This is a genomic window from Persicirhabdus sediminis, from assembly GCF_016595495.1.
GTDB classification, from domain to species: Bacteria; Verrucomicrobiota; Verrucomicrobiia; order Verrucomicrobiales; family Akkermansiaceae; genus Persicirhabdus; species Persicirhabdus sediminis.
On the sequence record NZ_JAENIM010000016.1, the window covers coordinates 155967 to 167354 of the forward strand.

Annotated in this window: 12 protein-coding genes; 10 read left to right on the plus strand and 2 right to left on the minus strand. The window is 50.0% G+C overall.

What is annotated here, in order from left to right:
• Positions 1-360 precede the first annotated feature (360 nt).
• Positions 361-1476 (plus strand): 6TM ABC transporter family protein, encoded by a 1116-nt coding sequence (locus tag JIN82_RS03330; protein ID WP_200310222.1) that lies wholly within the window; start codon positions 361-363, stop codon positions 1474-1476.
• Between the two features lie 95 nt (positions 1477-1571).
• Here the strand turns inward: JIN82_RS03330 and ychF are convergent, their stop codons facing one another.
• On the minus strand, positions 1572-2687 hold the full coding sequence (ychF, locus tag JIN82_RS03335; protein ID WP_200310233.1) for a redox-regulated ATPase YchF: 1116 nt from the start codon (positions 2685-2687) through the stop codon (positions 1572-1574).
• A gap of 88 nt (positions 2688-2775) precedes the next feature.
• Here ychF and JIN82_RS03340 point away from each other — a divergent pair, with 88 nt between their 5' ends.
• From JIN82_RS03340 to menB, 6 genes are all read left to right on the plus strand, one after another.
• Positions 2776-3123: an aspartate 1-decarboxylase gene (locus tag JIN82_RS03340; protein WP_200310223.1), complete on the plus strand. Its 348-nt coding sequence runs from the start codon at positions 2776-2778 to the stop codon at positions 3121-3123.
• Between the two features lie 137 nt (positions 3124-3260).
• Entirely contained in the window at positions 3261-3875 is a 615-nt protein-coding gene (secG, locus tag JIN82_RS03345) for a preprotein translocase subunit SecG (RefSeq protein WP_200310224.1), read from the plus strand.
• Between the two features lie 29 nt (positions 3876-3904).
• Complete coding sequence (locus JIN82_RS17540) at positions 3905-5149, plus strand: rhomboid family intramembrane serine protease (RefSeq protein WP_200310225.1); 1245 nt, start codon at positions 3905-3907, stop codon at positions 5147-5149.
• 4 nt (positions 5150-5153) lie between these two features.
• On the plus strand, positions 5154-5831 hold the full coding sequence (locus JIN82_RS03355) for a lysophospholipid acyltransferase family protein (RefSeq protein WP_200310226.1): 678 nt from the start codon (positions 5154-5156) through the stop codon (positions 5829-5831).
• A gap of 72 nt (positions 5832-5903) precedes the next feature.
• On the plus strand, positions 5904-6773 hold the full coding sequence (gene folD / locus JIN82_RS03360; RefSeq protein ID WP_200310227.1) for a bifunctional methylenetetrahydrofolate dehydrogenase/methenyltetrahydrofolate cyclohydrolase FolD: 870 nt from the start codon (positions 5904-5906) through the stop codon (positions 6771-6773).
• Positions 6774-6908: 135 nt separating this feature from the next.
• On the plus strand, positions 6909-7724 hold the full coding sequence (gene menB, locus JIN82_RS03365; RefSeq protein ID WP_200310228.1) for a 1,4-dihydroxy-2-naphthoyl-CoA synthase: 816 nt from the start codon (positions 6909-6911) through the stop codon (positions 7722-7724).
• Positions 7725-7852: 128 nt separating this feature from the next.
• Here the strand turns inward: menB and JIN82_RS03370 are convergent, their stop codons facing one another.
• Positions 7853-8425: a hypothetical protein gene (locus JIN82_RS03370; RefSeq protein ID WP_200310229.1), complete on the minus strand. Its 573-nt coding sequence runs from the start codon at positions 8423-8425 to the stop codon at positions 7853-7855.
• Between the two features lie 61 nt (positions 8426-8486).
• Here JIN82_RS03370 and folP point away from each other — a divergent pair, with 61 nt between their 5' ends.
• The 3 genes from folP to JIN82_RS03385 form a co-directional block, all read left to right on the plus strand.
• Positions 8487-9320 (plus strand): dihydropteroate synthase, encoded by an 834-nt coding sequence (gene folP, locus JIN82_RS03375; protein ID WP_200310234.1) that lies wholly within the window; start codon positions 8487-8489, stop codon positions 9318-9320.
• A gap of 130 nt (positions 9321-9450) precedes the next feature.
• Entirely contained in the window at positions 9451-10872 is a 1422-nt protein-coding gene (locus JIN82_RS03380) for a sulfatase-like hydrolase/transferase (RefSeq protein ID WP_200310230.1), read from the plus strand.
• Positions 10873-11066: 194 nt separating this feature from the next.
• Positions 11067-11388 (plus strand): transposase (locus JIN82_RS03385; RefSeq protein ID WP_234041741.1); only part of this gene is annotated, 322 nt, incomplete at its 3' end.

Consider the following 11388-nt stretch of genomic DNA (forward strand, 5'->3'; position numbering starts at 1 on the left):
GTTAGCGAAAGCCTTTGTGGCAACAATGCAGGGGGTAGCTGCGGGAGCTACATTGTGGGTTGGGTTGATAAATAATTATCAATCCGTATGTTCGTTTTATAACCTTGGAGGGTTTTATCGGCAAGGATTATTTTGACGGTAATGTTTTAATCGTCTGGATAATCTGTTATACTACAAGTGGTTGCGCATTAAATTAATCGTTTAATTCTTAAAATAAATGAGGGTTTTATCTGTGATATGTGTGACTAGTTAGGCGTGTATTCTGATGATGTTGGGGGCGTGCAGAGTGGTTTTTTCTGGGCTCGATTATTTCTAGCAAGATTCTTGTCAATTAGATCCATTTAGCCTAATTGATTGTTCATGGAAAATGGTAATAACCCTAATGAGCCAGCTGGCGATGGCTTGGAGGATGAAGTCGATTCTCAGAAGCTGCTGAAAAAGTGGCGATCGATGGGGGATGGCACGCTTGAGGCTAGGCGCAGGGAGTTAGAGGAGGCTGAACTGCGGGTATTGAATGCGGATGATGATCTGGTCTTGGTATTAGATGAGGCACCGCGGTCAGCTGACCAGAAGGCTGGCCCAAAAATTGAGCGCCAAAATGATGCGGATGTTTATGATTTGCTGAAAAACAAAAATGCAGAAGTTGATCTAGAAGATGATTGGGGTGGCTCGCGTCGTGTGGTTCCAGTTGGCTGGATTTTCTTGGTCGCGATTGTCATTCTTGCTGCCTTGTTCTGGGGTGGAGCCAGGATTCGCCCTAATGTGGAAGAGGTTGCAGCCGCTCAGGTGGATGAAAATGCGATTTTGATAGAATCGGTGACGAATTTAGATGACGTCGTGAGCCATTATTTATCGGCTGAATCGGTAGAGGAGAAACTCAAATGGGTGCGTCATCCGGAGCGTGTGGAGCCATTGATGCGTGAATATTACCAAACTCATGAAATTGCGCCGGTGGAAGTGGTAGAGGTATTATCTCGTGCGCCCCGATCATTTTCATCACGTCCATTTGTTATGGTTTCAGTGAGGGTGCAAGATGGTGGTCGACGATTATTGGTTGTTGAGCAGGGTGAAAGTGGTGTGGCTCGAGTTGATTGGGGGAATGATGTGCATTACATGCCAATGGCGTGGGATGAATTTATTGCTCAGCGGCCAACTGAAAGTCTAGATATGCGTGTGCGTGTGGTACCAGTCCCTCACTACGTGTATGATTTTTCCGACGAGGCAAAATACCAATGTTATCAGGTAACCGCTAAAGAAGGTGAAGAAAACCTATATGCCTACGTGGAGCGCAATTCTTCAGCTGGCCGATACCTGCGAGCCTATTTTCGTATGATATCAAGTCGCTCGTCCTTGGGTGAGCCATTGATTTTGCGGCTACGTTTCCCAGATGAGGCGCGGCATAAAAAAGCGCTCTTGGTGGATAAGGTGATTTCCAGCCGATGGGTGGTGGTTAATGACCCCGATGAGGGTGAGTGAGTTTTTTGCGGATCGATTTTTGCGCAAAAAAAATCCGCCAGCTGGATGATGTCCAGCTGGCGGAGTTATTTCTTAGAAGATGTATCTGTGGTGAATTATACGTTGAAGCGGAATTCAACAACGTCGCCATCTTTCATGACGTATTCTTTGCCTTCGATGCGTAGCTTGCCAACGTCGCGAGCGGCAGACTTTGAGCCAGCGGCTACGAGGTCGTCGTAGTGGCAAACTTCAGCGGCGATGAATCCACGTTCGAAATCACCGTGAATCACGCCAGCTGCAGCTGGAGCTTTGTCGCCAGCGGTGATCGTCCATGCGCGAGTTTCTTGTACACCAGTAGTGATGTAGGTGCGCAGGCCGAGAAGGTGGTAAACGGCGCGGATCAGGGTGGAAACACCTGAATCTGTCACGCCCATGTCGGCGAGGAATTCAGCAGCTTCTTCGTCGTCGAGGTCGACGAGCTCTTGCTCGATTTGTGCTGAGATTACAATCGCTTCTGCATCGTGTGACTGAGCTGCGTATTCACGCACCTTAGCTACCAATGGAAGGCTGTCTGGATCAGCTTGTGCGCCGCCAAGCTCGTCTTCAGAAACGTTACACGCATAAATGGTGCGCTTAGATGAAAGTAAGAAGAATTCTTTGAGTAGTTTTTTCTCGTCGTCGGTGAGCTCGAGCGTGATAGCAGGCTTGCCTTCGTCGAGGTGAGGGAGAAGTTTGTCGATCAGGTCGATTTCAGCTTTTGATTCTTTATCGCCGCTCTTGGCTTTCTTGGCGCGGGAAATTTTACGTTTATCCAGCGCTGCGATGTCTGAGAGGATGAGCTCGGAGTTAATGATCTCGATGTCGCGGATCGGGTCTACGCTGCCGAGTTCGTGAATGATGTCGTCATTCTCAAAACAACGTACCACCTGAACGATGGCATCTACCTCGCGGATGTTGGCGAGGAACTTGTTGCCGAGGCCAGCGCCTTCTGATGCGCCTTCCACAAGTCCAGCGATGTCAACAAACTCAATCGCGGCTGGGATGATTTTTTGAGTCTTGCTCATTTCGGCCAGAACGTCGAGACGGCTGTCTGGGACAGTCACTACGCCGACGTTTGGGTCGATGGTGCAAAATGGGTAATTGGCGGCTTCTGCATTACGAGTACGTGTTAATGCATTGAAAAGTGTTGATTTGCCGACGTTTGGTAGTCCTACGATTCCTGCTCTGAGCATACGCGGGCAGTAGTTCAAAATGACTACAAATGCAAATTTCAAAATTCGAAATTTGACTTGAGCGCCTGTGGGGGCTTTCTTCCCTCGCATGTATCACCACCTACTAAAGTCGAAGATTCACCGCGCTTGCATCAAGCAGGCGATTATCGACTACGAAGGCAGTATTGAGATTCCTGCTGATTTGATGGAAGCCGCTGGCATCTGGGAAGGCGAACGTGTGCTTGTGACATCCGCTACTTCAGGTAATCGGCTTGAAACTTACGTGCTGGCTGGTGAGCCGGGCACAGGGCGCATCATCATGAATGGTGGAGCCGCTCATCTCATTAAGGAAGGCGAACGAGTTACCATTATGGCCTTTGCCATGTCTAAGGTGCCTATTTTGCCAAAGAAGATCGTTTGTAACGAAGATAACGAAATTATCCGCAAAGGAGCCTAATCGCTCACATTCTTGAAAATTAATCTAAGTGACCAGCTGGACGAGTGCGGCATTGCTGCTGGGTGGGTGAAAAAAGCCCGTTAATCTCGAAATCTCGTCTTTACAAGCAAGCGTCCCTCTACCATATTCCGCCGCTCATGATTCTCGCAGAAACTAATTGGCTCTCTATTTCCATCAATTTGTTATTGGTGGTTCACGTTGTTGTATGCCTTTTCCTTGGCCTCGTTGTATTGATGCAGCGCCCCAAGCAGGAAGGCTTAGGCGCCGCCTTCGGTGCTAACCTGACTGATCAGGCATTTGGTGCTCGCACTACAGATGTTTTGCAAAAAGCTACTGTTTGGTTCGGCATCGCATTCTTCGCGATCACATTGGTGCTCGCAGTTCTTCAGAGCAAGGTTGGCAATAGCGGACCAAGCGCTCAAGTTGAAGTAGCTGTTGAAGCTCCACTAGCTGAAGAAGCACAGATTGTTACTCCATCTACCGTAGATGCTGAGCAGGTGGCTGAAATCGTTGAAGAAAATGCTGAAGCTCCAGCTACTGACGCCGCGGTTGAACAAGCTGTAGAAAAAATCGAAGCTGCTGCCGCCGAAGAAGGTGCAGCTGCACAGCAAGCTGTTGAAGAAGTTGCTGAAGCAAAAGAAGAAGTCAAAGAGGTAGCTGAAGCAGCTGCTGAACAGGCTGACGCTGAAGTTAAAGAAGCTGTTGAAGCCGTTGCTCCTGCAGTTCCAGCTGAAGCTCCTAAGTCAGAGTAATTCTACTCTGCTGACCCAATCACGACCTTGTGTCTGATTCCTCGCATGCACCAGTTTGGGCTCGGCCGGATATTTTTCCGGCAAAGCCATCAACTGGTGCTTTTGGTTTTATAGGGAAGCGGGGAATTGAGGTCGTTTGTGATTCTATCGACCAACTGGTTGAGAAAGTTGAAAAGACTCGCGACCCTGTCCATCTGGTTTGGTCGCCGGCAGATCCATTTCTTGTGCCGCCCGAGCAGGTGGCTGAATTATTGCCAGCCTGGAAGAACCGTCAGCGCCGGCTGTACCGTGGAGATTTTGCCACGGCTCGGATGAGGTTTCTCTTTTTTGGCGGCGTATTTCTATGGGCCGCCAGCTATGCGTGGCGCCGCCCCGATGCTGAATGGCAAGATGTTTTCAGCTACCCACCGTCAGCCTTGATGTTGATGCTTGGTTTTATGTTTGGCTTTTTGCCAATGTACGAATCGTGGAAACGGCTGCGGGTGTTGAAAAACTACGATGCCGCAGCCATGCAGGCTGAGGTGCCTGAAGCGAGGTTTGATATCTGGCTGCAGCGTGGAAAAATCCCATTTTGTCACTTGTTGATCGCCATGATGGTGTGTGCTGGTTTGGCCCAGCTGTATGTCGACTGGGGAAATAAAGGTGGGCTGAATCCGTCGATTCAAGCTGCTGGTCTACTCAAGGATCAGGCGGTTATTTACCACAACCGTGGATTGCTCAGCGCTGGTGCGTGGTGGCGAGAATTTACCGCGCCGTTTTTGCACGGAAATATCCTTCACTGGCTGCTCAATGCTGGTGGATTGCTTTACCTTGGCCGGCGCACCGAGCTGCTAGCGCGCTGGCCGTATTTGATGATTGCCTTTTTGGTCGCCATCATTTCTGGCTCGTTGGCTACTAAAATCATGGTTCCAGCCGTGCCCTCAGTTGGCGCTTCCGGCGGCATCATGGGCTTGCTCGGGTTTTTGCTGGTTTTTGAAACCTTACATAAAAATTTGGTTCCTGTCAGTGCGCGCAAACGCTTGCTAGCTGGATTGATATTGATGGTAGTTCTCGGTTTGCTTGGCTTCCAATATGTGGATAATGCCGCGCATCTAGGTGGATTACTGGCTGGCATGGTTTATGCCTTCATTGCCTTTCCCAGATCAATTTCTTCATCGCGACCAAGTATTCGCAGTGCTGATTTGATTGCGGGATCAATCTCGCTGGTGATACTACTGGCTTCCTGCGCGGCAGCAATTTGGCAGATTTACTTATTTGCCGCAGCTGGAAAATAATCTCATGGCTCAAGATATCAGAGGTAGCAAAAAAGAAAGGCGTATCGGCACGGCTATTGGCTGGCTGATCCGCTTGTATTGTTTGACGCTTCGTTACAGCGTGACAGGTCACGATCGCATTGCTGCGTATAATGAGCAAAATCGTGGCGTGATAGCCCTCATGTGGCACAACCGGTTATTTTCCATTTTGCCAGCGTGGGATCGCACACGTAGCAAAATCCGCTGCACTGTGCTTACGAGCGCAAGTAAAGATGGCGCCATGCTGGCTGGAGTTGCTGGTGTTTACGGTCATGCAGCTGTGCGTGGGTCTAGCTCGCGCCGTGGTGTGGCCGCATTGATAGCGCTGCAAAAGTTGATCCGCGCGGGTGAGAATCTATTTATCACGCCAGATGGTCCACGTGGACCGATGTACCACATGCACGCTGGCGCGCTCAAGCTAGCTGAATCCAGTGGTGCGCCCATCGTGCCCGTGCATATCAAATACCAAAAAGTTTGGCGGCTGAAAACTTGGGACAGCTTTATGATCCCGGTGCCATTTACTAAGGTGGATGTGGAATTCGCTGAGGCTATAGAAGTCCCGCATGGGCTGGATAACGACCAGCTGGAAGATTGGCGCAGCCGCATCGAAGAGACGATGAAATCTGCCGCGCTGGCTGGTGAGCCAGCGGTGAAAGAAAACTAAAAATTGCAGTATTCAGCTGGCTGAAACTGTGGCATGGGTAATTACGAAAATTTTCAACTCCTCTAAAAAGCAATGAAATTGATTGATGGAAAACAAGTCGCCGCACAGGTGATCGAAGAATGTAAGCAAGAGATTGCCCAGCTCAAAGAGCAGGGAATCGCTCCGGGTTTGGCCGTTGTATTGGTTGGGGATGACCCTGCTTCTAAGGTCTATGTTGGCTCAAAAGTACGTAAGTGTGCTGAGCTTGGATTGCATTCAGAAAAGATCGAGCTGCCAGCTGATGCGACTCATGAGGAAGTTCTTGCTGTAGTTGAGCGTCTCAATGCAGATGAAAAGATTCACGGTATTTTGGTGCAGTCGCCACCACCGCCGCAGATTGACGAAGATGCCATCGTGCGTGCCATCGATCCAGCTAAGGACGTGGATGGATTCCACCCAGTGAATGTTGCCAAGCTCGCGCTGGAAGATGCCACTGGTTTTGTGCCATGTACGCCAGCTGGCTGCATGCGTCTGCTTAAAGAGGCGGGGATTGAAACCTCAGGTGCTGAAGCGGTCGTGATTGGTCGCAGCATGATTGTCGGCAAGCCAATGGCGCTTCTGCTGATGGGTAAAGACAGCAATGCGACAGTCACCGTGGCGCATTCCCGCACCAAAGATCTAGCTGAAGTTTGCCGTCGCGCCGACATCGTAGTCGCTGCTATTGGGCGTCCAAATTTTGTCACTGCAGACATGGTGAAAGATGGAGCCACTGTGATCGACGTAGGCATCAACCGCGTGGAAGATGCATCCGCTCCGCGCGGCTACCGCATCGTTGGAGATGTCGACTTTGATGCCGTTTCGCCAAAGTGCGCAGCGATCACTCCAGTTCCAGGTGGCGTGGGTCCAATGACGATCGCCATGTTGATCTCCAATACCATCAAGGCAGCTAAGCTCGCCCAGTAAATCATTTCAAATTGAGCATTTTTCCATCCGTCAGCTGGTTCATCTCACCAGCTGGCGGATTTTTTTATCATTTCCAGCTGGTGAGTAAAAATAAGGCGTGCTCTTCCAGCGAGCTGTGCTTAATTTCCCCGCATCATGTGGACCTCAAAAAAGGATTTTGAAGATATTCGTTACGAGACTTGTGACGATGGAGCCATTGCTAAAATTACCATCAATCGCCCAGAAGTGCGTAATGCATTTCGTCCGAAGACGGTGAAGGAATTGTTGGTTGCGCTGGATCTTGCGCATGAAGACCCGCAAGTTGGCGTGATCATTCTCACTGGTGAAGGGGATAAGGCATTCTGTTCTGGTGGTGACCAAAAAGTTCGTGGCCACGCTGGTTACGTCGGTGAAGACGGCATTCCTCGCCTCAATATCCTCGATGTGCAGAAAAAACTCCGCGGCATTCCTAAGCCAGTAGTGGCTATGGTTGCTGGTTACGCCATCGGTGGCGGCCACGTGCTGCACATTGTTTGTGACCTCACGATCGCCGCTGAAAATGCTCGCTTTGGCCAAACTGGACCAAAGGTAGGGTCATTCGACGGTGGGCTTGGTGCTAGCTACCTTGCGCGTATCGTTGGACAGAAAAAAGCTCGTGAAATCTGGTACCTGTGCCGCCAGTACGATGCTCAGCAGGCGCTGGAAATGGGACTCGTTAATACCGTGGTGCCAAATGACCAGCTGGAAACTGAAACACTGCAGTGGTGCCGCGAAATGCTCGCTCATTCGCCACTGGCTCTGCGCTGTCTCAAGGCGTCACTCAATGCTGATTGTGACGGTCAGATGGGGCTGCTTGACCTCGCCGGAAACGCAACTCTGCTCTACTACATGAGCGAGGAAGCGAAAGAGGGGAAAAATGCTTTTGTTGAAAAACGTCAGCCAGATTTCTCAAAATTCCCGCGCGTGCCATAGGCTCATCGCGATCAATGATTTACCAAAAAAACCGGCCAGCTGGATGTCCAGCTGGCCGGTTTTTTTCATGAAAATGTAACTCAGCGGACGCGGCGAATATTGCCGCGATCCAGCTGGAAATTGGTAAGTTAACGATTGCCTACTGGGCGAGCGTTAGGGTTTACGGTCATTGGGTTGACGTAAGTGCTTTCGTCTTTGCTGAAGAATTTCTCAGCAGTTGTGCCAGCGATGTGAACCACGCCGATTGGGCGGTTGGCTTGCCCTTGAGCATTGTAGGTATGGTAAACGGTGCGCACTGGCGCTTCTTGGCCGTCTTTGTCGACGCGTTTCACTTGAGCGTCGAGCATTTGTTCCTGTGCCAGTCTGCCTGTATTTGGGTCGTAGCCGTATCTGACGCGGAAAAGTAACTTGCCGGCGCCATCGTGGATTTTACAGCTTCGCAGACGACCTTTGGCGTCTTTGCGATAAATGGTGGTCATCACGGTCTGGCGCTCGCCATTGGCTTTGGCTGGGCCAAGTGTGGTTTTTAGAAATACACGATCATCTGGAGTGCCTTTGAACTCAGTGATTGAGTTGTTGTGGCGGTGCTCGGTGAGAGTTACTTTGTTCTCTCTAACTCCCTCAGTGTTTTGGGCTGACAAGGTGGCAGAAAAAACGAGAGATGCGGCGCCTAGCAGTGAAAGGGAATGAATGATTTTCATGATTGTTGTAACAAACTCAGCTGATATTAGTGGGTCTATACAGCGCGGCAAGAAGAAAACAATGATTTGGAAAACCAAGACTAAACACCTGAAAATAAACGATTCCAGCTGGTTGATGGGCATTCTCAATGTCACCCCAGATTCATTCTCTGACGGTGGAGAAAATGTCCAGCTGGATCTAGCAGTTAGTCGTGCGCAGCAGATGATGGCTGAAGGGGCAAAAATCATCGACATAGGCGGTGAGTCGACACGTCCCGGCGCTGAGCCAGTCAGCCTAGATGAAGAGCTGGCGCGCACGATTCCTGTGATTGAGGCATTGGTGGCTAGACAACCAGATGTGGTCATTTCTATTGATACATCGAAGGCTGAGGTGGCGCGTCAGGCATTGCTGGCTGGCGCTGAGATTGTTAACGACGTCACTGGCCTGCTGGGTGACGAAAATATGGCCGATGTGTGTATTCAGCTTGGCGCAGGCGTTTGCCTCATGCACATGCAGGGGAATCCAAAAACCATGCAGGCCAGCCCGCAATACGATGATGTAGTGGCCGAGTTAGCTGGATATTTTTCAGCCCGCCACGACCAACTGGTGGCTCGTGGCATGGATGCTCAATGTCTTTGTTTTGATCCAGGCATTGGTTTTGGTAAAACCGATGAGCATAATATCGCGCTGCTGAAAAATATTAACCAGCTAGGTGTGCATGACCGTCCTGTTTTGTTGGGGATTTCTCGGAAGTCGCTTTTTGGCCGCCTGCTCGGCGCCGATAAGATAGATGACAGAATTGTGCCCACTGTGGCAATGACGCTCGCCGCTCACCAGCGCGGTGTGCGGCTGCATCGTGTGCACGATGTGATGGCTAATGCTTCGGCATTGAAAATGTGGCAGTTGGTTGAGTGAGGGGGATTCTCATATCAGCTTCATAGTTGGTTTAACATTTATGCGATAAATAATTAGTTTTTCAGCCAGATTCGATTTTCGCGCACGTTGATTATATGAATACATACATTTTTCAACTAACCCGAAGCACATGAATCTAGTAAAAAAAATCACTATTGGGCTACTCGCTAGCGCCAGCTTGGCGGTTGCCGAGAAGCCAAATATCATCATGATCTTTTCTGATGATATGCACTACGGCGCTCTAGGTGCCACTGGCTCACATAATACCAAGGCTAAAACTCCAAACATTGATAGCATCTTCCACGAAGGGGTATTTTTTCCTCAAGGGTATTCTAGCCACGCGACCTGTGCGCCGAGCCGCGCAGGCCTGATGACAGGTAGATATCAAGCTAGATTTGATTACGAAACCTTGCCAGGCAGTACCGAAAGCCGAATCAAGGATGATTTTGGCGTGGATGTCAACGAGGTGATGATGCCTGCGGTGCTCAAACAAGCCGGCTACCGGACCGCTGCATTTGGTAAATGGCACTTAGGTACTAATGATCATTTTCAGCCAAACCAGCGTGGATTTGACCATTGGTTTGGTTACCGTGGCAGCTGTGGGTATTATCAATTCCGCAGTGAAGTGCAGGCCGCGCGCGCGGGTAAAAAATATACGCCAAAAGAGGGTGAAAAGCCAATGTTGGACATCGTGCGCAATGGTGAATCTGTACAGATGCATGGGTATCTCACAGAGCATTTTACGGCCGATGCCGCCAATTGGATCAAACAGGAGGCAAAAACCGACGAGCCATTTTTTGTCTACTTTGCGCCATATAATGTGCACGCGCCTGATCTCGCACCGCCGAAATATACTCCAGAAGGGGGAAGCCCTAACGATGGGGTGATTCAGGCCCTAGATGTGTCTGTAGGTGGGATTCTCGATGCCGTGCGCGAAGCTGGAATTGAAGATAATACGGTGATTGTTTTTGCCGATGATAATGGTGGTAAAAAAGAGTACGGGAATGACCCATACAGAGCGGGTAAAGCCACCTTCTATGAAGGTGGCGTGCGGGTGCCATTTGCAATGAAGTGGCCAAAACAAATCAAGCCAGGAACCAAGTATGATGGACTTGTTTCCACCCTAGATATGTTGCCGACATTTGCTGCCATCGCTGGTGCTGACATGCCTGAAGGTAAACCAACCGACGGCTACGATCTGATGCCATTTATCCGCGGCGAGAAAACTGCAGCTGAAGGCAGAAAAGTGCTCTTCTGGCGTAATGGTGGCGCTATCGCAGTGCGCTCCGGTGACTGGAAGCTTGTGATGCCTGTGGATCGCAGGAAGGTGGCCGCCTTGTTGAAGTCTAAAGGTATTGTGCATGAAAAAGGACGCATGGTCACTCAGGCTGAGCGCGATCGCGCCTTGTTCCTGCCTCCTGAGCTCTACAACCTGAAGGATGATGTGGGGGAGACTACAGATTTAGCAGCCAAGAATCCAGAGATGGTGCAGCAGTTGTTAAAACTCATCGACGAGTGGGAGGCAACTATCCCGCGTTGGCGTGATGAGTAGCGGCTAACGCTGGTGTGTGATTAGCTCACAGGGCCTGAACGGTCCGAGTTGATATTTAGCCTACGCAAAATGGAAGTGCTTAGCTTCTTTTTTGTGTAGGTTTTTTTGTCTGAGGTTGAAAATGTATGGGCTAGCTAAAAGATGCACGGCATTTTTGAGATGCAAGCCACTGATTCTGTGCGATATTGGTGATTATGAAATCTCCAGAACCATTGCAGAATCAACAAAAACCAGTGGCAAGTAAGCCGCTTACGCCGCTGCAGTTGGCGGATTGTAAAACGGGTTTTTCTGGTGGCGCGGCGGGCATGATTTGTGCGCCGCCATCGGGTGGGCATGTGCGCATTGTTGGCGATGATCGGCACTCGTATTGTTACCACGTGATGAGTCGCACGGCGGGTGGAGATTACCTGTTTGGCGACCAGGAAAAAGAAGCATTTTTGCGCATCATGTGGCGCATGGCGCGCTTCTCAGGCATAAAAATCCTGACTTATTGTTTGATGGATAACCATTTTCACT

Bases quoted from the DNA above. Each gene is read 5' to 3' on its own strand.
- JIN82_RS03330 (WP_200310222.1), top strand. From the start codon at position 361: ATGGAAAATGGTAATAACCCTAATGAGCCAGCTGGCGATGGCTTGGAG.
- ychF (WP_200310233.1), bottom strand. From the start codon at position 2,687: ATGCTCAGAGCAGGAATCGTAGGACTACCAAACGTCGGCAAATCAACA.
- JIN82_RS03340 (WP_200310223.1), top strand. From the start codon at position 2,776: ATGTATCACCACCTACTAAAGTCGAAGATTCACCGCGCTTGCATCAAG.
- secG (WP_200310224.1), top strand. From the start codon at position 3,261: ATGATTCTCGCAGAAACTAATTGGCTCTCTATTTCCATCAATTTGTTA.
- JIN82_RS03355 (WP_200310226.1), top strand. From the start codon at position 5,154: ATGGCTCAAGATATCAGAGGTAGCAAAAAAGAAAGGCGTATCGGCACG.
- folD (WP_200310227.1), top strand. From the start codon at position 5,904: ATGAAATTGATTGATGGAAAACAAGTCGCCGCACAGGTGATCGAAGAA.
- menB (WP_200310228.1), top strand. From the start codon at position 6,909: ATGTGGACCTCAAAAAAGGATTTTGAAGATATTCGTTACGAGACTTGT.
- JIN82_RS03370 (WP_200310229.1), bottom strand. From the start codon at position 8,425: ATGAAAATCATTCATTCCCTTTCACTGCTAGGCGCCGCATCTCTCGTT.
- folP (WP_200310234.1), top strand. From the start codon at position 8,487: ATGATTTGGAAAACCAAGACTAAACACCTGAAAATAAACGATTCCAGC.
- JIN82_RS03380 (WP_200310230.1), top strand. From the start codon at position 9,451: ATGAATCTAGTAAAAAAAATCACTATTGGGCTACTCGCTAGCGCCAGC.